The organism is Brevibacterium sp. UCMA 11752 (genome assembly GCF_021532235.1).
GTDB classification, from domain to species: domain Bacteria; phylum Actinomycetota; class Actinomycetes; order Actinomycetales; family Brevibacteriaceae; genus Brevibacterium; species Brevibacterium antiquum.
Window position 1 is genome coordinate 3,880,185 of record NZ_JACBOS010000003.1, and the last position, 24,176, is coordinate 3,904,360.

Here is a 24,176-nt window from a genome sequence, read left to right on the forward strand (position 1 = left end):
CCTCAGAGTGCGCCCGTACGGTCCTCGAGCAGCCAGGGGTTCGACAGCAGCACGAACGCCGATTCGACGATGAGCACGGGTGACATGTTCGTCTGCAGCCGTCGTCTCGCCTCGGTGATGGCGTCGATGCGCAGCAGAGTCGTGTCGGGGCCGTCCCGGTTCGCCTGCTCGGCGATGAGATCGACTTCTCCGGCGTTGATCCATCCCTCGCGGATCCCCAACTGGTGCATGAGGATGTCACGGTAGAGACTCATGAGTTCGAGGAAGATTCGGTCGAGTTCGTCATTGCGGGCGCGTACCGACCGGCGCTTCTGCTCCTCTTCGAGCTTCCTGATCTGAGATCTCGCCGAGGGAGGGATGGACTTCTCGGATTCGATGCCCAAAGTCGCCATGAGATCGCTGCGCTCCGAAGCGTTGCGTTCCTCGACACGGGACTTCGCTGTCTCTGCGGCTTCATCGACGATGCGTCCCGCCAAGCGGATCGTCGCACCGACGGAGGTCAGCTTGCCGGGGATCGCGAGGATCTGCTTACGCTCCTCACCGGCAGATTCGTTGAGCGCCATGTACTTGGCGCGACCGATGTGGTTCTGCGCCACGGCGGCGGCCCACTTGGCTCTGTCCTCGTCGACATGGTCGCGTTCGATGAGGAGCTGTGCCACGGCTTCCCGTGAGGGGATGCGCAGGCGCACAGGGCGACACCGGGAACGGATCGTGGTGAGCACATCGATGGGACTCGGCGCGCACAGCAGCCATACGGTGTGAGGTGGCGGCTCCTCGATGGCTTTGAGCAGCACGTTGGCTGTGCGCTCGCTCATACGGTCCGCGTCTTCGATGATGACAACCCGCCATTGAGAGTTGACCGGGGCCGACTGTGCTCTCGTCACAAGTTCCCGCACTTCATCGATCGCGATGACCGATTTCTGGGTCGACATGATCGTCAGCGATTCGTGATGACCTTTGAGTACACGGGCGGTGACCTCGTCGGGCTCCTCGCTGCCGGAGATCAGGGCAGCGGCGAAGGCTCGTGCTGCATTGGATCGACCGGACCCAGGGGGCCCGGTGAATAGCCAGGCATGGGTCATCGCACCCGGCGAATAGAGCGCGTACTTGAGCTGGGTGATGACGTCGTCCTGGCCGACGAGCTCATTGAAGACGCTCACTCAGTGACCTTCCGGGTTGTTGAAACGCTGATGGTTGCGTTCTCGCTGTTTGCGCAGCCGCTCGCGTGCCTGACGTTCGATCTCAGCCTGGGCATGCAGTCGCTCTCGGCTCATCTGTCGGGCGTTTCGCATGGGCAGGACCGTTGTCGCTGCATCTTCGTCGCCCGCGTCGGTCCCGCCTCCCGGCTGAGCCTCGGACCTCGGTGGAGTCCCGTCACCGCTGCAGGGGTCGACCTGACCTACCACACGGGTTTCTGCCTCCTCCGAGTCAGGAGTTGCGATCTCATTCGTCGGCACCGCGTCCTCATCATCGTCATCCGCCAAGGGAGCACTCGGCGTGACTCCGCGGGACGGCAGCACCGTGGTGGCCGCATCCTCGTCGGTCTCGGGTTCGGACTCAGGTTCAGACTCGGGCTCTGGTTCGGGTTCAGGTGCGCTTGCGTGAGCTGGAAGCACCGTCGTGGCCGCTTCATCATCGCCCTGTTCGTCTGGCCCTCGCAGATCAGCGCCGAGGTCGACCCTCTCCGTTTCGACTCCGTCATTGCGTTTTTCGGATTCGAGGCGGTCAGCGGATTGCGGGATGAACCGTTCGTTCGAAGCGGGAACGAATCGGACTCCGGGCTCGGGTGCGACCGACTCGTCGGCGGTAGTCGATGCCCCCTCATCGGACTCCTCGGCGGGCGCGTCGACGACGGCTTCGGAGGGATGGCTCTCCTCCACCTCGGCGTCGGTTGAAGTGCTTTTGACCACACCTGCATCGGTGGCGGCCGCGCTGCCCAGCTGCCGCGGCAGACGGGTGCGGATGGCGGTGAGGATCTCGGCGGTCAGTTCATCCTCCGACACCGATGCGTCGAGGACGACGTAGCGGTCGGGCTCTTTGTGCGCACGGGTCAGGTAGGTCTGACGGACCCGCTGGTGGAACTGCTTGTTCTCCTCGTCGAGGTAGTTGTTCTCGCCGCGCTTGCCCATCCGGGCCGCGGCGGTGTCGGGATCGATGTCGAGGACGATCGTCAGATGCGGGACGAGTCCCTGAGTGGCCCATTTGCTCAGCGCCAGGATCGTCTTCGGGTCGAAGTTGCGGCCTGCGGCCTGGTAGGCGATCGTCGAATCGATGTACCTGTCGGTGATGACGATGTTTCCGCCGTCGAGACTCGGATCGACCAATGAGGCCACGTGGTGGGCGCGATCGGCGGCGAAGAGCAGCGCCTCGGTGCGGGGGCTCGGTGGTTCGGAGTCGAAGAGCACCGAACGGATCTGTCGTCCCAGTTCGGTTCCGCCTGGTTCCCGGGTCGCCTCGACGTTGTGTCCCTCGTCGGCCAGGGTCTGTGAGATTCGCTTGATCTGTGTGCTCTTGCCCGAACCATCGCCGCCTTCGATGGCGATGAAGAATCCGGCTCCCAGTCGTTCCGCGGAGTTTCCGATACCGTCGTTCGCTCCGTTCTCGGCGGCGCTGGGCGGACGGAATCCATGCACGATGTCGACGGACAGTCCCTGAAGACCGTGCGGGTCGAAGATGAAGAGTCCGATGACTCCGGCGACCAGAGCGGCCAGTCCCAAGATTCCGAAGGCAACGTCGCTGGGGGCCAGCAGCCATTCCATGGCCGAGCCGACAGGGATGGTGATGCCGAAGTCGATGGAGTTGAGGATGAGGGCGACCACCGCGCCGCCGACGGCTCCGATCCGCCGCGAGAAGTCATAGGGCTGTGAGCGGACCCCGATTCCGACGAGGAAGGCGATGACTGCGGAAAGGACGACCTTGCCGGAGAGCTCGCTGATGGCTCCCGTGGCGATCAGCAGAATTCCGGACACGGTCAACGCGAAGGCGGAGACGCGCGGCCGAGACATTCCGGGCGCGAAAGTGGGCCCCATCTCGAAGCCGATGGCCCAACCCACCAGGCACGACGCAATCATGACGGCGAAGCCGGCTTGGCCGAAGCTGTGTTCGACAGCGGTCGGCTGGGCCAGGATGACGGTGGTTCCCAGCACTGCGAACAGCGCGATGCAGACCCACGGCATCTTAATGGTCGCGGCTGGTCTGGCCACGCGTGCCTTGGTCGAGGGGAATGCGCCGGTTGTCGCTGCTTCGGCGTGGAGAGCACGCTCAGGAGTGAGGAAGATGATCACGGCGCCGACGGCCATGGCGATACCCACCAGGAGACTCATCCACCCCAGGGACTGAGTGCCTGCGGCGGACCCACCGATGATCTGGAAGGAGAATGCGACGAAGACGAGGATCGCCGCGGGGATGCCGACTCGACGCCACGGCTTCTCGTTCGTGAACGGATTGATGCTCATCAGCAGGCCGACGACGGCTCCGAGGAACAGTGCGGTGACCCAGGTCAGCCAGGCACTCGGTGCGAGGGAGAGGACGATGAGCAACCCGGCCTCGATGACAGCGGCGATGCTGAGCGCGAGTTTGCGCACGGCCGGGCCCTTGCTCGCCAAGATCTTCTGCGGAATGAACAGTCCGGCCCCGGCGAGGACGAAGACGATGAGCAGTGACAGGCTTCCCAACTGGTTGTCGAAGCCTCCCGCACCAATGCTGTCTGCCGTTGCGGTAAACGCCCGCCCACCGATCGTGGCGAAGAATCCGCTGGTGCCCGCCACGACATAGCTGATCGCCACGAGCACTATCAGTGCGCCCCAAGCAGCGGTCTCGGCAACCAACCGGCCAGGGGCTCCGGGAAGTCGATGTCCTGTAGTCGTCAACATACTCACAGCCCTACAATATCTGCCGCGACTGACATATCTCTTGGAACCGGCCGGATCTCTTCTCACCGACGCCTGATCCTCTACTCTTGATTGCGTGCACACTACGAATACCGCCATGTCAGCAGTTGCAACCACCGGACTAAGTCCGATCGAGGAGCTCGCCTTCGCCCGAGTCCTCCTCGACTCGGTCAAGCATGGCAGCCGCGAGGCGACCCTGCGGATGTACCGCCCTGCTCCGACGGTGGCATTCGGGGCCAGGGACCGTTTCCTCCCCGGGTTCCCGACGGCCGTCGAAGCAGCCCGAGATCACGGATTCACCCCAGCTCTGCGCAGCCTCGGCGGGCGAGCCGCGGCCTATCACCGGGGGTCCTTGGTCATCGATCACATCGAGCCCAGTGATGCCTTCATCAAGGACACGACCGCCAGGTTCTCCGGGTTCGGGCAGGACTACGTCGAGGTTCTGCGTGGCATCGGAGTCGACGCCCGCCTCGGCGAGATTCCCGGCGAATACTGCCCCGGTGAGCACAGCATCAACGTGGCCGGTCGGATCAAGGCGATCGGAACCGCACAGCGGGTGGTCTCAGGTGCGTGGCTGTTCTCGTCCTCCGTGATCGTCGAGGATCCAGGTCCCATCCGTGCCGTCCTCACCGACGTCGAGGCGGCCCTGGGCATCGGGTGGGACCCTGCCACGGGCGGTTCGATCAGTGAAGTCCACCCCGAGATCACGATCGATGCCGTCACCGAGGCGTTCGCCTCCTACTACTCCTATGCCGATCCGCACGCGCCCGGTGAGCCCACCGCCGACGAGCTCGCGGCACTGCCGGAGAAGACCGGCACTCACCTGCTGTGACACCCCTAGATCTGCGACAAGTCCTGGACTGCGACAATTCCTGCACTGCGACGCTGAAGCGATTGGAGACTGTGACCTCATGAATGTGCGCGAGGCGAGGAAGAATGATCTGCCGGACATTCTCCGACTGGTCCATGCTCTGGCCGTGTATGAGAAGGAACCCGACGCGGTCGACGCCACCGAGGACGACTTCGCGGCGGTGATGTTCCCAGCCGATGGCCACCCGAACACCTATGGGCTCGTCGCCGAGGTGGAAGGGCAGATCATCGGCATCGCGATCTGGTTCCATTCGTTCTCCACCTGGACTGGAAAGAATGGGATCTGGCTCGAGGATCTGTTCGTTGACCCTGATCATCGCGGCATCGGGGCGGGCAAAGCCCTGCTGGGGCACTTGGCCCAGATCTGCCAGGAACGGGGTCTGACCCGCCTCGAGTGGTGCGTGCTCAAGTGGAACGAGCCCTCGATCGGGTTCTACCGCTCGCTGGGCGCGAAGGCTCAGGATGAGTGGGAGACCTTCCGTCTCGATGGTCAGGCTCTGCACTCGTTCGCCGATGAATCAGCCGCGAACACATCAGATGCAGACGCATCGGGTGAAGGTGCTCAATAAGAGCTGGTGACTCCCATCTCAGCCACTGTGAACGACTTAGATGGTCGTTTTGGGCCGATCCCAGAGCGGGAAATCAGTCCAAAACGTCCACCTAAGGGGCGTCCGTCCACCTAAGGGGCGTCGATGCTAGCCGACCCAGGCTCGTCAGGGAGTCTTCGGCTTCGCAGTCGTCGACTTCTTAGCGGCTGTCGTCTTCGTTGCCGCGGCCTTCTTGGCTGTCGTCGACTTGGCTGTCGTGGCCTTATTGGCTGTCGTCGACTTCGCAGCTGTCGTCGACTTCGCAGCTGTCGTCGACTTCGCAGCTGTCTTCGCCGGAGTCTTCTTTGCAGCGGTCGTCTTGGCAGCCGTCGTCTTCTTAGCGGGAGCCTTCTTCGCTGGTGCCTTCTTTGCCGGCGCCTTCTTCTTAGCCGGTCCCTTCGCACGCTTCTCCGCCAGGAGCTCGGCGGCGCGGCCGATGTTCATCGACTCGACCGTATCGTCCTTGCGCAGAGTGGCGTTGAACTCACCATCGGTGACGTAGGGGCCGAAGCGACCGTCCTTGACCACGACCGGCTTCTTCGAAATGGGATCCTCGCCCAGTTCCTTCAATGGCGCTGCGGCTTGACGGCCACCGCGCTGCTTCGGCTGGGCGTAGATCTTCAGCGCCTCGTCCAAGGTGATATTGAAGATCTGCTCTTCGTCGGTCAGCGACCGTGAGTCCGTGCCCTTCTTCAGGTACGGACCGTAGCGACCGTTCTGGGCGGTGATGTCAGTGCCCTCTTCGTCCTGGCCGACGACCCGGGGAAGGCTGAGCAGGGTCAGTGCCGTCTCAAGGTCGATCGAATTCAGATCCATGGACTTGAACAGAGAGCCGGTGCGAGGCTTCGGCTTCTTCGCTCCGCGCTTGGGCTTCTCCTCGGGCTCGGGCAGGATCTCGGAGACATAGGGGCCGAAGCGTCCGTTCTTCGCCACGATCGTGTGACCGGTCTCTGGGTCGGCACCGAGTTCACGGTCGCCATCACCCTGCGATTCGATGAGTTCAGCGGCCTTGGCCGCGGTCAGCTCATCCGGGGCCAGATCCTCGGGCACAGACACGCGTTTCGGGTCCGCGCCCTCTTCGGAGGCCGGGACCTCGAGGTAGGGCCCATAACGACCCACACGCAGATTCACGCCTTCGCTGATCCGCACGGTGTTGACCTCGCGGGCGTCGATGTCGCCGAGGTCGTCGACGACTTCCTTGAGCCCTTCGCGGTCCTGGGACTTGTCGCCGAAGTAGAAGCGGGCCAACCACGCTTTGCGGTCTTCCTCGCCCATGGCGATCCGGTCGAGTTCGGATTCCAGGTCGGCGGTGAACGCGTAGTCGATGAGGCCTGTGAAGTGCTCCTCAAGGAGGCGGACGACGGAGAACGCCAGCCAGCTGGGTACCAGCGCATTGCCGCGGGAAGTGACGTATCCGCGGTCCTGGATGACAGAGATCGTGGCGGCGTAGGTTGACGGTCGGCCGATGCCGAGCTCTTCGAGCTGCTTGACCAGGCTGGCTTCCGTGAAGCGTGGCGGTGGGGCCGTCGTGTGACCGTCGGCTTCGGCCTTGACCACGGACAGCGACTGTCCTTCTTCGACCTGCGGCAGGCGTGACTCGCCGGACTTCGTGTCATAGCGTCCGGCGTCGGTGCCCTCTTCGTAGGCGGCGAGGAACCCGCGGAAGGTGATGACGGTGCCGCTGGCACTGAAGCCCGCATCATGGCCGTCGGCGAGGTCGGCGCGGACCTTGATCGTTGCGGTCTTGCCCTTGGCATCGGCCATCTGGCTGGCGACTGTGCGCTTCCAGATCAGGTCGTAGAGACGGAACTCCTCGCCGCTGAGCGATTTCGAGACCTGGGCCGGGGTACGGAAGGAGTCACCGGAGGGACGGATCGCCTCGTGGGCCTCCTGCGCCGACTTCTGTTTGCCCGAGTAGGTGCGAGGCGACTGCGGAACGAATTCGGGACCGTAGAGTTCGGTCACCTGTTTCCGTGCCGCGGAGATCGCCTGACCCGACAGCGCAGAGGAGTCGGTACGCATATAGGTGATGTAACCGTGCTCGTACAGCGACTGGGCGGTGCGCATGGCCTGACGAGCACTCATGCGCAGCTTGCGGCCGGCTTCCTGCTGCAGGGTCGAGGTCGTGAACGGTGCCGCAGGCTTGCGCGAATACGGCTTCGACTCGACGGCAGTGACCGTCAGCGCGTCCTTCGCGGTGCCCTTGAGCTCCGTGGCCAGCGCTTCGGCTCTGGCCTGGTCGACGACGGTGGCCGAGGAGTTCTTCAGCTCACCCTTGTCATTGAAGTCTCGGCCGGAGGCCACGCGTGCACCGTCGAGGGTTGAAAGGTTCGCGGCGAACGGGCTGGTGCCATCGGGCAGTCCCAAGTCGACGTCGAGGTCCCAGTAGTCGGCGGAGACGAACGCCATGCGTTCGCGTTCGCGTTCGACGACGAGTCGGGTCGCCACCGACTGGACACGGCCGGCGGAGAGGCCCGCACGGATCTTGCGCCACAGGACGGGCGAGATCTCGTAGCCGTAGAGGCGGTCGAGGATGCGGCGCGTCTCCTGTGCGTCGACGAGAGCGGTGTCGATCTCACGGGTGTTCTCCAGTGCCCGCTCGATGGCCTCGCGGGTGATCTCGTGGAAGACCATGCGCTTGACGGGGATCTTCGGCTTGAGGACTTCGAGAAGGTGCCAGGCGATGGCCTCACCTTCGCGGTCCTCATCTGTTGCGAGATAGAGTTCGTCGGCGTCCTTGAGGAGGCGCTTGAGTTCGGTGACCTTCTTCTTCTTGCCCGGGTCGACGCGGTAGTAGGGATCGAAGTTGTTGTCGACGTCGACAGCGAACTTTCCGTACGGTCCCTTCTTCATGTCTGCCGGGAGTTCGGACGGGGTGGGAAGGTCGCGGATGTGGCCGACCGACGCCTCAACGTCGTAACCCTCTCCGAGGTACCCAACGATCGTTCGCGCCTTCGTCGGGGACTCGACGATGACGAGACGGCGGGGCTGCTTCTCGGTTGTGGTCACGCTTTCACATTCCTCTCACGGCGCCGGTTGATCGAATAAACGGACGATCCGGCCCAATGTAACACTGATGATCGTGCCCGACCTGCATCGGGCTGATGCAGCGAACCTCAACGGCAACGGCTTTCGATACTACCGTTATTCCTGTTTCCCCTCGTTCACCGGCAGCAGTGCACCGGCGGTGACGAGCTGTCTCACCTGAGCGATGAGCTGGTCTTCGAGTGCGGTCGGGTTGACGTCGAGAAGCTGTGCAAGAGCCACCGCTGTCTGCCGCAGAGTCAGGCTTCCGTCAGCGACTGAGACGAATCCGGCCAGGGCTGTGTCAAGGTCGAATACCTGACCGAATCCGATGCCCTGTTCCAGCGTGATCGAGCTCGGGTCTGACTCTCCGGGCATATGGTGGCGGTGCTCGACGAGGTCCGGGGAGCGGGTGAATACGGTGTTCGCGATCTCTTCGGCACCGGCAGTCGCCAGCCACGATCGCAGCGCGAATGTGGTCGCGATGAATTGTCCGAGTCCATGCGGGTTGTTCGCTATCGCCGAGGTGGTCCTGACCCTTGTCTTGAACACGGATGATGGCTGTTCGCCGTTGCCGGCAATAGTGTGGTCGGCAATCGTTGGGACATCGTTATCTGTGGCGCAGCTGTGCTCGGCCCTGTGCATGATGACGTATCCGAAGACGACCTCGGTCACATCACGTGTGTCGAAGTCCTCAATCCAGGCTGCAGTTGCCGCGTTCCAGTCCTCGCTGGCACGAGGGATGCCTCCGTCTCTGATCCATGTCTCTGCGTATGCGATGGGGTCGAGCGCCTCACGTTCGATGACGAGCACCGAGGTATCCGGGTCCGTGACCCAGGCCTCCGGCCCTGCATCCACCGCCGAGGTGGTCTCCCAGTTCCCGAGGCACACTGACCGTCCGCCCGGTTGCAGGTGGTCGGGAATCGCGGTGAACAGGGACCGCACCAGCCGGTCACCGGTCATCCCGCCGTCCCTGTATTCGAAGTTGGCCACGGTGGTGCGCGGGGTGATGACGAAGGGTGGGTTGGACACGAGCAGATCGACTGGTTCGCTGAGCGGTTCGAGCATGGATCCTGCTCGAAGTTCGATGTTGTCCACGCCATTGAGTCCGGCGCTGAGTCCGGTCAGGTGCAGAGCGCGCTCTGAGATGTCGGTGGCGATGACTCGGTCGCTGTGGCGGGCCAACAGCAGAGCCTGGATCCCACACCCGGTGCCGATGTCGGCGGAGATGGAGACATGGTCACGCGGTGTCAGTGACACGAGCGTGCGTCCGGCCCCGCCGAGTCCGAGCACGAAGTCGCCGTCGAGAACATCGGGGTTGATGAGAGTTCCATGGTCGCTGACGAGATAGAGGTTTTCGTCGCCGGGGCGGAAGCCGCGTGGAACACCGACCGGCAGATCATAGGGAGTGACCGCAAACGGAGCGGACACATGTCCCGGTTCCCTCACCCCGGCGTTCGACATCTCATCACCATTATCTGTCGTGCCACGGCTGCTGGTCACGAGCAGTCCGCTGTCGACTGCGATATCGAACGCGTCCTCGCCGAGGGCTGCGCGCGCCGTTTCGGTGCTGATCTCGCGATGGAAGTGGAAGAGCATCGCCAGTGCCGCCAGGTGCTCGTCGAACGCCGTCTGATCCTCGGCTGCTTCGAGCACCGTCTGGCAGAAGTGGATCGCGGGGGCAGCGTTGTTGCGCACCAGCGCGGAGGCGATGGGTCCACCCCAGAACTGTCGGAGCCGTGGCTCGGTGTATCCGGCCCGGTAGAGTCGGTCTGCCACGAGAGTCATGTCTTGTTCAATCACACACAAATCCTAGCGACTGCACCCCGATGACTCTGACTGCGCCATAATTGGGGCCATGGCCTCTTCTGCTCTTCTCGACATCGTCACCGGATTCGGTGCCAGAGATGAACGGATCGTCCACGTGCGCGATATTCCACAACGGTTCGAACATGAGTCGGACTGGCCGGAGTGGATCGACGAGGAACTCAAACACGCCTGTCATGCCATCGGGGTCGACCAGCTGTGGGACCACCAACTCGAAGCAGCGCAGGCGGCGAGGGACGGTTCGGACGTCGTCATCGCCACTCCGACTGCCTCAGGGAAATCTTTGGGGTTCTGGCTGCCGGTCCTCGAATCGATTCAGAGCACCCGTGCGAAGCTGCGCACCTCCTCGGCGATCTACATCGCACCGACCAAGGCTTTGGCCGCTGATCAGTTGGCGAATCTGGAGAAGCTCATCGTCCAGGGCATGCGGCCTGCGACCTACGACGGCGACACCTCCCAGGCGTCGAAGGACTGGGCCAGACGGCATGCGAACATCATCTTCACCAACCCGGACATGCTCCACCGCGGGATCCTGCCGCAGCACGAACGGTTCGCTCGGCTATTCAAGTCGCTGCGCTTCATCGTCATCGACGAGGCCCACCGCTACCGAGGAGTCTTCGGCTCCCACGTGGCACTGATCCTCCGCCGCCTGCTGCGCATCGCCGCGCACTATGGGGCTCACCCTGTGGTCATCGGAGCGTCGGCGACGATGGCGAACCCGGATGAGGCGTTCTCCAAGCTCACGGGACGAGAAGTGCACGCGGTGAGCCATGATTCCTCTCCCCGCGCCTCGGGCAGCTTCGCTCTCTGGGAGCCACCGGTCTCCCCCGGCGGCGAGCGCCGCAGCGGCCTTGTCGAAGCGGCAGATATCCTCACCGACGCGATGTGCGCAGGCTATCGTTCGATTGCGTTCATCGCCTCCCGCCGCGGCACAGAAGCATTGGCGTCGACCGTGCGTGACCAGGTCGGTCAGGTCGATGACTCGTTGAAGGACAAGGTCGCGGCCTATCGCGGCGGTTATCTTGCAGAGGAGCGCAGACTCCTCGAGTCGGCACTGCGATCAGGACGTCTTCTGGCGGTGGCGTCGACGAACGCTCTTGAACTCGGGATCGATATCTCCGGCCTCGACCTCGTCATCATCTCCGGGTGGCCCGGAACCCTGGCGTCACTGTGGCAGCAGGCCGGTCGTGCGGGACGTGCGGGGCAGCGGTGGATGGCCGTCTTCATCGCCCGTGATGACCCGCTGGACACCTATGTCGTGAACCATCCCGAAGTCATCTTCGATGCTCCCGTCGATGCTGGTGTCATCCATCCCGGCAATCCGCATGTTCTGGGCGGGCACCTGTGTGCCGCGGCCGCCGAGGTACCGCTGACGAAGGCGGATCTCGTTCACTTCCCCGACAATTCCGCCGAGGTGCTCGCTGACCTGGTCGGGCGAAAGCTCCTGCGCGCACGACCCACCGGGTGGTTCTGGGCGAAGGACTCGTCCGCGGCGGACATGTCCGACATCCGTGGCAGCGGGGGTGGACAGTTCCGGCTCGTCGAGGCCAGCACGGGTGCACTGTTGGGCACCGTCGACGAGTCCGGTGCTTTCACTGGGGCTCATCCCGGTGCGGTCTATACGCATCAGGGCGCCGACTTCACGGTCCTCGACCTTGATCTCGAGGATCATGTGGCGCTGGTCGAACGTGCCGAGGTCGACTACACGACGCAGGCCCGGTCCCAGACCGAGATCGACATCGTCGATACCGATCAGCAGCGGACTCTGTCCTCCGGCGTGTCCGTGCACAGCGGGACGGTCGATGTGAAGGACCATGTCATCGCCTACCGGATGCGGGCGAAGCGCGGTGGGGCGATCATCGCCGAACACGAACTCGATCTGCCCGAACGCACCCTGGAGACCAAAGCCGTGTGGTGGACGATTCCGCAGACGCTGTTGGACGAAGCCGAGATCGTCCATGCCGACCTGCCCGGTGCCGTCCACGCAGCCGAGCATGCTTCGATCGGTCTTCTGCCGCTGTTCGCCGGCTGCGACCGGTGGGACATCGGCGGCGTCTCCACCGCGCTGCACGCTGACACCGGAATGGCCACGGTCTTCGTCTACGACGGGCTCGCCGGTGGGGCCGGGTTCGCCGAGCGCGGCTACGAGGTCATCGAAGGGTGGCTGGGCGCGACACGTGATGCGATCGCCGCGTGCGAATGCGTCGACGGCTGTCCTTCGTGCGTGCAGTCACCAAAATGCGGCAACGGCAATGAACCTTTGGAGAAGGATGCGGCTCTGCGACTGCTGCGCACCGTGTTGGACTGACGATCTCCGTCGTTTCTGACCACTCCTTCTATTTCCCGGCCACGGCCTTTTCCTTCACCTTCGGCAGCGGACCGGGGATGTCGACTTCGACCTGGACATAGGCACTCTGCTCTGACGTCGATGCACGGCAGTCGTCGAGCACCGCACCGTTGCGCTTCGCGACCTCCTTGGCAATGTCACAGGGGTCGCCGGTGGCGAGTCCGCGAACTGCGTCGGCCGCCGCGAGCACCGCAAGGTCGGCGGCACTCTGCGCTGTGCTGTGGGCTGCGAAGGCTTGGCTGAGGCCGCCGATAGCGGTGACGAGGACCAGAATCATCGAGCATAGCCCGACCACGATGTTCGTCACGGCAGTCCACCTGAAGCGGGCTGGCCCAGGGCCTCGCCGGCAGTGAAGCGACTTCCTTCTGTTCGCGCCGTCGCTGCTGCTTCGACTTCGCTGAGGAAGATGATCGCTGCGGGGAGTTCGATGGTGACGGTCACCGTCGAATATCCTCCCTCGGAACGGACCAGCACCTCGGACGCATTTCCAGCGTGCTTCTTGGCTTCGGTCACGACCGCTGCCTGTGGTTCACCGCGGGCGATCTCTCGGGCGGCAGATCTGGCTGCGTCGAAGGCCCTCAACTGGGAGAAGCCGACAGCGGCTGCCCCTGTGAGTACGATGATGAGAAGCACGATGGCGGGCATGACCACTGCGAATTCGGCGGTGGCCGTTCCCGCATCCCGGTGCTGCTTCTGTCTTCGTGAGTCACAGGAGCATCCGGTCGCCATGTCAGGCTCCGAGCCCGAGGGCGGTCTGGATTACGCCGGTGACGAGTTCTTTGATCGGCTCCGATTTCAGAATGACGACCAGAAGCGCCGCGAATCCGCAGGCAGCAAGGGTGGTGATCGCATATTCTGCGGTCGTCGCCCCCGCGTCAGTACCCCAGGGTTCTGCAGTGCCATCCTCTCGCCAGGGTTCTTCACCGTCGTTGAAATCCGCAGCAGCATCCGCATCGGTGCCCGTGACAGCGCCGGAGTACAGGGCTGTTCCGGACCAATCGACATCGCTGGTATCGACGCTTCGCACCTGACCCCATTGCGGGTAGGGTGGCCCGTCACAGTCGGTCGGCTTTGTCTCTATGCTCATAGTCTCCTCCTCGTTGAAGCCATCATTCGCGGTCTGCGATGAGAGTTTCAGTGTTGGATGAGACTAGGACTCACGTCCAGAGGTCACAATCGGGCTGTGGAAACAGGTTCAGCGTCCACAGTCGAAACGCACATGAGTCGAGGCTGATTCCACAGGTTGAAGCACACGAGTCAGCCCCGGCCGGCCCACTCCTCTTTGAGGATTGCCATGAGGACTTCGTCGTGGCGACGACCGTTGAAGAAGACAGCCTCACGGCGACGTCCCTCTTCGACGAATCCGGCCTTCGTGTACGAAGCGATGCCGCGGGTGTTGAACGCCCATGTCTGCAGCTCGATACGGTTGAGTCCCAGTTGCAGGAAGCCGTATTTGATGCCCAGACGCACGGCATCGGAGCCATAGCCGCGGCCGTGGAACTCGGGTCCGAGGACGATGGCCAGTGTGGCGGACTGGTTGATCGAATTCCGTCCGAAGAGTGTCACGTGACCGACGAATTCCTCGGTCTCGAGCAGCTCGATGCTGAAACCGACCGCATCGGTGTCTTTGTTCGCGCTCCACAGTGCGAACTGTTCGGACACCCCGCCCTCGGGTCGCGGCAGCACCGTGTGGTTCTGCAGGACCACGATCGAGGGATCAAACCACCACTGTTCGAGGTAGGGCAGATCCTCCTGCTGCAGCGGACGAAGCCTCACGTGTCGACCGGTGAAGAGCTTGTCGGCGTATTCTTCGGCTTGTTCGACGTTGGACAGTTGATTGAAGGGCGTAACCGGTGCCATCCCCCGACCTTACCAAGGCCAGCTGAACGGTCGGTCGACAATCACTCACGACAGTCAGAACGCGCGGTCGGCCCCTGGGTCAGGGGCTCTGTCATGGGTGACGGGTTCTGTCAGAAGAAGACAGTCGTCAGGTCAGACAGCAGCGAAATGACCACGGGAACGACGGAGAGCAGCAGAAAAGCTGGGAGGATGCAGACTCCCAGCGGTACGACGAGTTTGACGCCCAGAGCCGCAGCCGCTTCCTGTCTGCGCCTGCGGGATGAGTCCCGGAGTTCCTTCGCGACGGATTCGATGAGTGGTGCGGGTCCGACGCCTGTGTGTTCGGAGAATTCGAAGACCTCCAGGACCGGGATGAGCCGATCATCGTCGGACAGGTCCTGGCCCCCGATCGTCATGGATCGCGAGATTCGCCCCAACCCGGACCGGTCGCCTGTCGCCTCGGCGGTCAATGCCAGAGCGACCGGGATCGGCAGCCCGGAGGTGAGGCAGATGGCGACGAGATCGAGGTCGAATGCGAGCAGGTCATCGACGACCCGAGACTGGTTCTTCGAGTCCGGCTGGGAATCGCTCTGGGGCGCTTCGACTCCGCCTTGCCGTCGTTGACTCCGCCCGTTCAACAGGCGTCTCAGCCGCCCGTCGGATCTGTCCGACCACAACAGGACTCCAATCGCGATGAGCACTCCCATCAGGACTGTGGTCATATCGATCAGCGCTCCGCCCGAGCCATCATTCGTCGCATCCACCAGCGCCCGACGAAGTAGAGGGCGAGACCGCCGCCGATGCTCAACCGGCCAGGAAGTCCTGAGAACAGTTCAACGGGTTGGACGCCGATGAGCAGCCCGAGACCGACCCCGATCAACGGCAGCCAGCTGAGGACTCGGACTGTCGCTCGAGGCCCAGCCATCGCTATGCGTCGCTCCCGATCAGCATCGAGGGCGCTGCGCTGGGCCGTGGCATAGCGGAGAATCATGTCGGCGGCAGGTGCACCGGAACGCTCCGACACGGTCCACACCGACGACATGCCGGCGAAGACTTCGGCGGCGGCAGGCGGCAGTGCTGCGCCCCTGGTGGCAATGGCTCGTCCGGGTTCCTCGCCCAAGGAGATCGCACGAGAGATCGGTGCCAATTGTGCGTTCTGCCGGCTCAGGGTCGCCATCACTGCCTGCGGAGTCATTCCCACCTTGAGCAGGTGCGCACAGTTCTCCACCGCAGAGATGGCCCACAGCTTGTCCTGTTCGGGATCTTCTTTGGTCGATCGTCCACCTCGGCGGGAGTCGTCCCTGTCCGGGTGTGTGCGGAGCAGATCCTGCAGTCGCGATGCCGGATCAAGCGGCGCGCTGAGGATGATGCTCACGGCCACCAGCACGGCGATGGCGGTGATCATCAGGCAGCCTTCTGCTCGAGCACTGCTTCGAATCGGCTCAGGGCTCGACGGTTGAATGTGCCCTCGGACAGTGGGGATGGTCGGCCCCAGACGGGTTCCATTGTCACCCCGCTGCTGCTCTCCCTGGTGGGGATGGCCAGTTCTGTGATTCCTCGGTCGGCTCCGATCCGGCGCAGGTGGATGACGAGGTCGATTGCCGTTGAGAACTGTGAGAACACGGCCTGTGGGCTCATGTTCGCCAGTGCACCCAGCGCTGCCAGGCGGCTGGGAACGGCTTCGGCTGTGTTCGCGTGGATCGTGGCGCTGCCGCCCTCGTGGCCGGTGTTCAGCGCGGTGAGCATGTCCCTCACCTCGGCGCCTCGACACTCTCCGACGACGAGGCGGTCGGGCCGCATCCGCAGGGCGTTTCGAACGAGGTCCGTCAGCGTCACTTCACCGCCGCCCTCGACATTGGCCTGACGTGCGGCGAGCTGGACCACGTGGGAGTGTCCGACGATGAGCTCTCGGGAGTCCTCGACGATGACGATGCGGTGCTCTGCATCGACAAGACCCAGAAGCGCGCCGAGGAGGACCGTCTTTCCGGTTCCGGTGCCGCCGGAGATGAGGATGTTGGCTCGGGATCGGACCGCCGAGATGAGAAGTTCGTGCACTTCTTCGGGGATGAATCCGCCGGTGAGCAGCTGGTCGAAGGTGAAGCCGGCATGCCGGGGAACTCGGAAGGAGATCGTCGTGTACTCACCGGAGATCGGTGGCACGATCGCATTCATACGTACCCCGTCGGGCAGCCTGACATCGACGAACGGACTCGAATCATCGAGACGGCGGCCGCCCAGAGCCGCCAAGCGCACAGCTAATGACCGCACTTCGTCCTCAGAACCCAAGGACAGGTCGAGGAGGTGGGGTCCCGTTCCGGTGTCGGCGAAGATCTCACGTGGTCCGTTGACGAACACATCGGTGGTATCAGCGACTTCGAGCACTGATTGGAGGGGACCTGCTCCGGAGAGCTGCGCGGACAGTCGGTTCACGAGTTCGAGGAGGGCGCTGGAACCGAGCACCCGCCCGGTGCGTTGAACCGCCTCGGCGACGGCAGCTGTGGTCACCGGCCCCGGATTGTCGAGCAGGGTCTTGCGGACCTCTGCCACGAGTGAGGCGTCGAGCCATTCGCTCATTCCACCCACTCCCCCAGAAGCCGGTCGACGAGCTTTCCCAGTCGTGCCCCGCCGGGGATGCCCTCGCCCCGGTCGACGGCGGCGGACAGGCCACGATCGTCACGGATGCTGCCGGCGAGGTCGAGTCCGATGGATTCGGCGAGGAGCGCGGCGTCAAGACCTCCGGCGCCGGTGTCGCGAACGACAAGACGGACGTCGGGATGGGATTGGGACAGGCGTTTGGCGACTTGAGACGCTGCGACTGCGGACCGGACCCGTGCCGGGGAGACGAGCAGGACGTGATGGCAGCGGCGCGTCCACTGTGGTGGGGCGTGACGAGGCAAGTCGACGATGACGAGTTCGAATGCCTGTCCGGCGGCCGCCAGGAAGTCGTCGAATACGTCCGGGTCGAGGTCAAGGATGTCGTCGCGGCCCCACGACAGGATAGCCAGGCCCTCGTGGCGGGGCAGCGCCTGACTCAGCGTCGAGGGCCGAAGCTGTCCCCGTGATGCACTGAGATCGGCCCAGCGTGGGCCCGGAACCTGTTCTGCGCCGAGCACCAGATCGAGTCCACCGCCCAGCGGATCAGCGTCGACGAGGACCGTACTCACATCCGGTCCGGCACGGCGGGCGAGAGCACAGGCAAGCACCGAGGCGCCCGCTCCTCCGCACCCGGCGACGACGCCGACAGTGACGCCGGGGGCCACAGGCGGTTCGACGGCTGCGATCATGCGTCCACTCAGCCACTCCGCTGCGGAGGGCAGAACCGCCAACTGTTCGACGCCGAGGTGGGCCGCACGCTTCCACGCCGAACTGGGTTCGTCCCCGTCGAGGACGACGAGGATGCGGTCCGCATGGTCCGTAGCCGGAGCCTCGCGAACATCCTCGCCGAGGAGAATGAGAGAGGCGTTCTGCCAGCCGCCCGAGTCCGGAGGCAGGACCTTGAGCGAAATGCCGATACTTTCGGCGACTCGTGCGCATTCGTCGGTGATGGCGCCGAGGTCGGTGATGAGTGCTACCTGCATGGTGACAGCGTGGACCCGCAGTATGTCCTGAGGACAGGTCCGCACGGTGGGTTGTGGACAAAAGACAGATGGGGCGGCTCCTGTGCACTCAAGTCACAGGAGCCGCCCCATCTCAGTCGGCCTGAGCATCTCGCATGGTCAGAACCCTCACGGGCACAGTCTGACAGGATCTGCCCAGGTGGTCAGACGACGAGTGCTCGGACCGTTGTCCACAGCCCGAGCACACGAGTCGACCGTTTAGGTCTCAGCCGCGCTGGACACCTTCTGTGTTGCGCAGGAGTCCTTCGCGACCGTCCGAATCACGAACCTTGAACCACGAACCGTTGTCCTCAAGACCGAGGAACCAGTCTCCGGGGTAGATCGTGAACACCGGCATTCCGGTGGTCGCGTCCACGGCTTCGCGCGGTTCGGGAACGGCGAACCAGAACGCCTGAATCACGTGCTGGCCGGCACCCTGATCGGATTCGTTCTGGTCGGCATCGTTCTGGTTCTCACCCGAGCGGTCCTCGCGATCGTCCAGGCTGGTGCCCGGTTGAACTGCGCTTTGGACGACAGTTTCCTCTTCGTCGATCGCGAAGGAACTCGACGAGGCGGTCGCTGCTCCGAACTGTGGAGCCGAAGGCGCGTTCTCGGCGTTGTCTCCGCCGCGCCCGCTCGCCTCTCCTGTGTCCGAGCCGTTGCCGCCATGTCGGTTGCTGCCATAGCCGGCCACCGGCACGTACTGCGTCGGTTCGTCAGCTTCCGGGTGGGTGGTACGTTCCGGAGCTGATTCCGCGACACCAGTCGCACCTGTTGCGGCAGCAGCACCAGCAGCACCAGTTGCGGGGGAACCGTTGACGACGGTGGCATCGTCGTCAGAAGCCCCGGTGTGTGACCTGTCGGCGCCGGCCGCGCTTCCACGGTCCTCGTCGGCGGTCGTGCTTCTCTCGCTGCGTCGGGCATTCGCCGAAGCGGTTGAGTCAGCTGATTCGCCCGAGACGGCTGAAGCGGTTGAGGTGGTTGAGGTGGTTGAGTCGCTTGAGTCGGTTGAGTCGTCTTCCGGCTTCAGCGCAACCCCTTCGGAGGCACGAACGTTGGTGTCCGATTCGTGAGCGTTGACCTTCGATGCAAACGAGCTGCTCTCCGCGGGAGATGCGGAGTCGTCGTCGGTCAGTGGTGAGGAATCATTCTGCGTCGACGTCACCGCCGCACCTGAAGTGGTTCCGGCCTTGTTCCCCTGGTCGCTGACCACTTCACGATCGGCGCCTTCGGTGCGGTCGAGGCCACCTTCTGAACGCTCGGCCCGGCCATCGGCCCGTCCCTCAGCTGTTTCGGATTCTCCATCCGAATTGGGAGCGGCATGGCGTCCGCGACGACGTTCTGATTCCGACTTCGACTCAGATTCTGAGCTCGCTGAGGCTACTCCGGCAACAGCGGCACCGACTCCGACTGCGCCCGCGCCTGCGACGGCAGCGGTCGTGCCCGCTCCCGACGAATCGTGGTCAGCACTGCCTGACTTCGACTCGGTGTTGCCCCGGCTTTCCTCGCCGGAGCCACTCGCATCACGGGAGTCGCTTCCGTCATTCGAACCGCTGGTGCTTGAGCCCTCGGCAGGCACGGGAGCTTGAACTGCTGTTTCGCCGTCGTTGCTCCACGGCGATTCCTCATGCTGAGCGCCGAAGCCGAACGTCTGCGTCGGTTCGCTCTGCGTGTGCTGGGGATCCTGTGAGTCTTGGGCGCCGAGGTAGGTCTGGCCCGACCCTGTGCTCTGAACCGCCTGGTCTTCCGAGTCATCGGCGGCCGATGCAGAATCGAAAGACAACTCCTGCGCCTGCTGCTCCGGCGGAGCATATGGGCTTCCCTGTTCGGCTCCGATAGGCTGACCGAACTGGTCCTGCCCATCGGGCTGACTGAACTGGTCCTGCCCAACAGGCTGGCCACTCTGTTCTGGCGCAGCGAACTGACCGGCTGCTGCCGACTCTGCGGGCGCAGCGAATTGCCCCGACTGTCCTGGCTGGTTTGGCTGTCCGTACTGTCCTTGCTGGTCGTACTGTCCTGGCTGGCCGAACTGGTCCACTCCACCTGGCTGGCCTGCGCCAGTCTGCTGACCTGGGCCGCCGAACTGGCTCTGTCCGCCGAACTGACCCGGTCCACTTTGCTGACCTGGATGTAGGGGTGCTCCTGGCTGACCCTGCGAACCGATCGGTCCATTGGACTGACCACCGTAGGGTGCACCGAATCCGCCTGGGCCGTTGTGGGCGCCTGGCACGTTCGCCACAGGAGCTGGATGCGGTGCGCGCTTGCTCACGGGGCGTGCCTTCGGATGTGCGGCAACATCATCGCGAACCGCGAATTCCTTGCTGAAGAAAGGAAGCATGGTGAATACGCCCGCGAAGAAGGCAATCAGAGCTGCGAAGAAGGCAAGATACGCACCGACGTGCCAGTACTGGACCGACGTCAGCAGGTGGACGAAGGCGAAGGTGAACGCAGCGCCGGACAGAACCGAGATCGCCTGATCAAGGCTGAGTGAACCGACTCTGAGTCCGCCGTTGCCGAATTTGCTGACGAAGACTGCCGCCACAATCAACCAGATTCCGAACACGTCGAATGTCAAGGTGCCCATAGCGTCGATGGTCCAATGCCACAGCGACACCGATACGAACCCATCGCCCTTGAACGGCACGAAGAGGACAACCAGTGAGAGGAGTCCTGCAAAGAGCAGGAACAGATCGCGCAAGGTCAGCGGCCCGAGGAGGCCCGGGCCGCTGCGCGCACTCTTCTGGACTGCTGGACCTGCGGAACCGAACTGCCCCGGTGCTGACCCCTGCATGCCTGGAGCGGAACCATAGGGACCAGGTGCCGAACCATAAGGTCCCGGGCCTCCCGAGCCGTAAGGGCCTGGACCAGTGTTCTGCGGGCCTGGAGCTGGGCCCGAACCGTATGGTCCCGGCGCCGGTGCCGAACCATAGGGACCGGGGCCCGAGTTCTGCGGACCTGGACCCGAACCATAGGGACCGGGCCTTCCCGAACCATAGGGACCTGGTCCTCCCGAGCCGACAGGCCCGCCGCCGTATCCGCCGGGTCCGGAGGACTGAGGATCAGGTCCTGCACCGTAGGCAGGTCCTGATCCATATGCCGGCCCTTGGCCGAACTGTGGTTGGCTGTTGGGGCGGGGGTTCTGCGCGTGCGGATCATGCCACGGCTGTGGTCCCGATCCAGTGGGGTGCTGCGGCGAACTCATCGATTACTCCAGTCGCTCTTGGGGACAGGGTCGTCAAACTTCATGTGTCTGTCTAGTTTCCATCCTGACAGACTCCTCCCCCATCCTTGCAGAACAGGACCCCCTGCGCACTCCTTCTATGCCGCCTGTCCGGTGCCGGTGAATCTCTGGATACGTCTCCCCCGCGTACCGCTCGGTGCCTAGAGTGTGTCCTATAGCACAGCCTCTGAGTGATTGCTACCCCCGGACACCACCGTTCATCGAACGGACGACGGTGCCCCTGGGCCCCACCTCGGGTATACAGTGCAACTAGAATTTTCGATCCATCAAAGAAGCCGGAGGGAAAAATGACCGACAGCACAGCAGAATCCGAAACCTTTACCCCACCTGAAGAGTTCGTTGCTGCCGCCAATGTCACGGCCGACGAATACGAGCGGGCCGATGCCGACTACCTGAGCTTCTGGGCCGAGCAGTCTCGTGACCTCGTCGACTGGAATGAGGACTTCGGCGAAGTACTCGACTGGACCAACCCGCCATTCGCGAAGTGGTTCATCGGCGGCAAAATCAACGTGGCCTACAACTGCCTCGATCGCCATGTCATCGCCGGCAACGGTGATCGCGTTGCCATCAACTTCGAAGGCGAACCCGGCGACTCCCGTTCCTTCACCTACGCGGAGCTGCTCGCCGAAGTGTCCAAGGCAGCCAACACCCTCACCGATCTCGGGGTCAAAGCCGGCGATCGTGTGGCGATCTACCTGCCCATGCTCCCCGAAGCGATGATCTCCATGTTGGCCTGCGCCCGCCTCGGCGCCGCCCATTCAGTGGTCTTCGGCGGCTTCTCCGCCGATGCGCTGCGCTCACGCATCATCGATGCCGAAGCACGTGTGGTCATCACCGCCGACGGCAGCTACCGTCGTGCCAAGGCCACCAGCCTCAAACCGGCCGTGGACGACGCCCTGTCACACGGTGACACTCCCGTCGAAACTGTTCTCGTGGTGCGCCGCACGGGTCAGGACGTCGAGATGGTCGACGGGCGGGACCAGTGGTGGCACGAGAGTGTGGAAACCGCGAGCCCTGTGCACGAATGCGAATTCTTCGACTCCGAGAACCCGCTGTTCATCCTCTACACCTCCGGAACCACAGGTAAGCCGAAGGGCATCCTGCACACCTCGGGCGGCTACCTCACCCAGGTTCTGTACTCGATGAAGGCCGTCTTCGACATCAAGCCCGAATCCGACGTGTTCTGGTGCACCGCCGACGTCGGCTGGGTCACCGGACACTCCTATGTCACCTACGGACCATTGGCAGCCGGCGCCACGCAGATCGTCTACGAGGGCACTCCTGACACGCCCCACCAGGGACGCTGGTGGGAGATCATCGAGAAGTACAAGGCAACGATCCTCTACGCCGCTCCAACGGCGATCCGCACATGCATGAAGTGGGGTGAGGAGATTCCAGCGAAGTACGATCTCTCCAGCCTGCGTCTGCTCGGCAGCGTCGGCGAGCCGATCAATCCTGAGGCCTGGCGTTGGTACCACCGCGTCGTCGGCGGTGAGCGCTGCCCCATCGTCGACACCTGGTGGCAGACGGAGACGGGCGCACACATGATCGCTCCGCTTCCCGGCGTGATGGCGACGAAGCCAGGCTCGTCGCAGCGTCCTATCCCGGGCATCTCCGTCGATGTAGTCGACGATGAGGGCAACAGCCCAGCCGGTCCGGAGGGCGGGCTCCTCGTCATCCGCCAGCCATGGCCATCGATGCTGCGCGGTATTTGGAAAGATCCCGAACGCTTCAAGGAGACCTACTGGTCGCGGTTCGAGAACACCTATTTCGCGGGGGATGGCGCCCGGCGCGATGAGGACGGAGACATCTGGTTCCTCGGCCGTGTCGATGACGTGATGAACGTATCCGGGCACCGTCTCTCAACAGCCGAGATCGAGTCATCCTTGGTCGCTCACCCCTATGTCGCCGAGGCGGCAGTGGTCGGAGCAGCGGACGATACCTCCGGTCAGGCCGTCGTTGCCTTCGTCATCGTGGGCAATGACGTCGAAGACTCCCCAGAGATCTCCGAAGAGCTGCGTCAACACGTCGGCAAGGACATCGGGCCGATCGCGAAGCCGAAGAAAGTCCATATTGTGTCCGAACTGCCAAAGACCCGCTCCGGCAAGATCATGCGCCGCCTGCTCAAGGACGTCGCCGAACACCGCAAGGTGGGAGACTCCTCGACCCTGGCCGACTCATCGGTCATGGACCTGATCGAAGAATCGGTAGCGAAGGACTGACCGGGCTCTGAGACGAACCCGCCGATGAGAACGGATGCTCGCAATGAGCCGTTCCGTATTCATCTGGCGGGTTTTTCTCGTTTTACTGGCCGCATTTCTTTGGTCACCACGCACGTTCAGACTACTCTTAAGAAAGATTGTCCACGTTTTTGTCGATAGGAGCACTCATGGCTGAGAGGTCGATCAGCGAACTGATCAAAGGCATCGGCGACGATTCCAAAGCGATCGCCGAGGAAGAAATTGCGCTGGCCAAGGCTGAGGCCACAGCCGGTGCGAAGAACTTGGGCATCGGCTCGGCGCTTGCCGTCGTCGCCCTGTTCTTTCTGTTCTTGTCATCGTTCATGGTGATTTTCGCCGGGGCGGCCGCATTCCACGAGGGCCTGGGATGGCCATGGTGGGGCAGCTTCCTCATTGTCTTCGGCATCCTTGCGGTGCTCGCCATCATCCTCGTGCTGATTGCTCTGCCGCTGTTCAAGAAGGGCAACCCGGTCCCGGGTACGGCGATCGGTTCGGCCAAGTCGTTGGTCGCGTCGGTCAAGCGTGCGGTGAAGAATCCCTCGGGCCCTCGGTACTGAGGAATTGGCGCAGAGATTCGCGGTTGCCACTTGATCACTGGACGGTGATTGGGCTTCCGGCTTGTTCGTCAGCCTCAGAGGCAAGTGCACTTGAGCACATGATGGTGGTGTTGGGCTCAGCCCAACACCACCATCCGCATTCACACCTTGGTGGCAAT

General features: G+C 63.5%; 18 protein-coding genes. 5 read left to right on the forward strand and 13 right to left on the reverse strand.

Features of this window, described 5'->3' with window-relative positions:
• Nucleotides 1–2: 2 nt before the first annotated feature.
• A complete protein-coding gene (locus HU144_RS17530) occupies nucleotides 3–1,160 on the reverse strand; it encodes a DNA polymerase III subunit delta' (protein WP_235352383.1) in 1,158 nt (385 codons plus the stop codon).
• Nucleotides 1,161–3,872, reverse strand: a complete 2,712-nt coding sequence (gene tmk / locus HU144_RS17535; protein ID WP_235352729.1) for a dTMP kinase — start codon at nucleotides 3,870–3,872, stop codon at nucleotides 1,161–1,163. It lies immediately after the preceding gene.
• A 115-nt stretch (nucleotides 3,873–3,987) separates the two neighbouring features.
• On the opposite strand from tmk, the gene HU144_RS17540 reads away from it, so the two are divergent.
• Both HU144_RS17540 and HU144_RS17545 read left to right on the forward strand, forming a co-directional pair.
• Nucleotides 3,988–4,722: a lipoate--protein ligase family protein gene (locus HU144_RS17540; RefSeq protein ID WP_235352384.1), complete on the forward strand. Its 735-nt coding sequence runs from the start codon at nucleotides 3,988–3,990 to the stop codon at nucleotides 4,720–4,722.
• A gap of 79 nt (nucleotides 4,723–4,801) precedes the next feature.
• Nucleotides 4,802–5,329: a GNAT family N-acetyltransferase gene (locus HU144_RS17545; RefSeq protein WP_235352385.1), complete on the forward strand. Its 528-nt coding sequence runs from the start codon at nucleotides 4,802–4,804 to the stop codon at nucleotides 5,327–5,329.
• A 144-nt stretch (nucleotides 5,330–5,473) separates the two neighbouring features.
• Here HU144_RS17545 and topA read toward each other — a convergent pair whose 3' ends face one another.
• Both topA and HU144_RS17555 read right to left on the reverse strand, forming a co-directional pair.
• Entirely contained in the window at nucleotides 5,474–8,356 is a 2,883-nt protein-coding gene (topA, locus tag HU144_RS17550; RefSeq protein ID WP_235352386.1) for a type I DNA topoisomerase, read from the reverse strand.
• Between the two features lie 135 nt (nucleotides 8,357–8,491).
• Complete coding sequence (locus HU144_RS17555; protein WP_235352387.1) at nucleotides 8,492–10,174, reverse strand: DUF7059 domain-containing protein; 1,683 nt, start codon at nucleotides 10,172–10,174, stop codon at nucleotides 8,492–8,494.
• A gap of 55 nt (nucleotides 10,175–10,229) precedes the next feature.
• On the opposite strand from HU144_RS17555, the gene HU144_RS17560 reads away from it, so the two are divergent.
• On the forward strand, nucleotides 10,230–12,506 hold the full coding sequence (locus tag HU144_RS17560; RefSeq protein WP_235352388.1) for a DEAD/DEAH box helicase: 2,277 nt from the start codon (nucleotides 10,230–10,232) through the stop codon (nucleotides 12,504–12,506).
• 28 nt (nucleotides 12,507–12,534) lie between these two features.
• Here HU144_RS17560 and HU144_RS17565 read toward each other — a convergent pair whose 3' ends face one another.
• The 9 genes from HU144_RS17565 to HU144_RS17605 all read right to left on the reverse strand — a co-directional run bounded on the left by HU144_RS17565 (nucleotide 12,535) and on the right by HU144_RS17605 (nucleotide 20,771).
• Nucleotides 12,535–12,852, reverse strand: a complete 318-nt coding sequence (locus HU144_RS17565) for an Rv3654c family TadE-like protein (RefSeq protein ID WP_235352389.1) — start codon at nucleotides 12,850–12,852, stop codon at nucleotides 12,535–12,537.
• Nucleotides 12,849–13,274: a TadE family protein gene (locus HU144_RS17570; protein ID WP_235352390.1), complete on the reverse strand. Its 426-nt coding sequence runs from the start codon at nucleotides 13,272–13,274 to the stop codon at nucleotides 12,849–12,851. Before HU144_RS17570 ends, HU144_RS17565 begins: the two co-directional genes overlap by 4 nt.
• Nucleotide 13,275: 1 nt before the next feature.
• On the reverse strand, nucleotides 13,276–13,632 hold the full coding sequence (locus HU144_RS17575; RefSeq protein ID WP_235352391.1) for a DUF4244 domain-containing protein: 357 nt from the start codon (nucleotides 13,630–13,632) through the stop codon (nucleotides 13,276–13,278).
• Nucleotides 13,633–13,802: 170 nt separating this feature from the next.
• Complete coding sequence (locus HU144_RS17580; protein WP_143922100.1) at nucleotides 13,803–14,405, reverse strand: GNAT family N-acetyltransferase; 603 nt, start codon at nucleotides 14,403–14,405, stop codon at nucleotides 13,803–13,805.
• Between the two features lie 110 nt (nucleotides 14,406–14,515).
• Nucleotides 14,516–15,106, reverse strand: coding sequence for a type II secretion system F family protein (locus HU144_RS17585; RefSeq protein ID WP_235352392.1), 591 nt, complete (start codon nucleotides 15,104–15,106; stop codon nucleotides 14,516–14,518).
• A gap of 5 nt (nucleotides 15,107–15,111) precedes the next feature.
• Nucleotides 15,112–15,789, reverse strand: coding sequence for a type II secretion system F family protein (locus HU144_RS17590; protein ID WP_235352393.1), 678 nt, complete (start codon nucleotides 15,787–15,789; stop codon nucleotides 15,112–15,114).
• Nucleotides 15,789–16,958, reverse strand: coding sequence for a TadA family conjugal transfer-associated ATPase (locus HU144_RS17595; RefSeq protein ID WP_235352394.1), 1,170 nt, complete (start codon nucleotides 16,956–16,958; stop codon nucleotides 15,789–15,791). The genes HU144_RS17590 and HU144_RS17595 overlap by 1 nt, the downstream gene beginning before the upstream one ends.
• Nucleotides 16,955–17,962, reverse strand: coding sequence for a septum site-determining protein Ssd (gene ssd, locus HU144_RS17600; RefSeq protein ID WP_235352395.1), 1,008 nt, complete (start codon nucleotides 17,960–17,962; stop codon nucleotides 16,955–16,957). Before ssd ends, HU144_RS17595 begins: the two co-directional genes overlap by 4 nt.
• A gap of 244 nt (nucleotides 17,963–18,206) precedes the next feature.
• Entirely contained in the window at nucleotides 18,207–20,771 is a 2,565-nt protein-coding gene (locus tag HU144_RS17605; RefSeq protein ID WP_235352743.1) for a hypothetical protein, read from the reverse strand.
• A gap of 737 nt (nucleotides 20,772–21,508) precedes the next feature.
• Between HU144_RS17605 and acs the strand changes: the two genes are divergently transcribed.
• Together acs and HU144_RS17620 are read left to right on the forward strand one after the other, a co-directional pair.
• Nucleotides 21,509–23,443 (forward strand): acetate--CoA ligase, encoded by a 1,935-nt coding sequence (acs, locus tag HU144_RS17615; RefSeq protein WP_235352396.1) that lies wholly within the window; start codon nucleotides 21,509–21,511, stop codon nucleotides 23,441–23,443.
• 167 nt (nucleotides 23,444–23,610) lie between these two features.
• Nucleotides 23,611–24,018, forward strand: coding sequence for a phage holin family protein (locus tag HU144_RS17620; RefSeq protein WP_009883350.1), 408 nt, complete (start codon nucleotides 23,611–23,613; stop codon nucleotides 24,016–24,018).
• Nucleotides 24,019–24,176 lie beyond the last annotated feature (158 nt).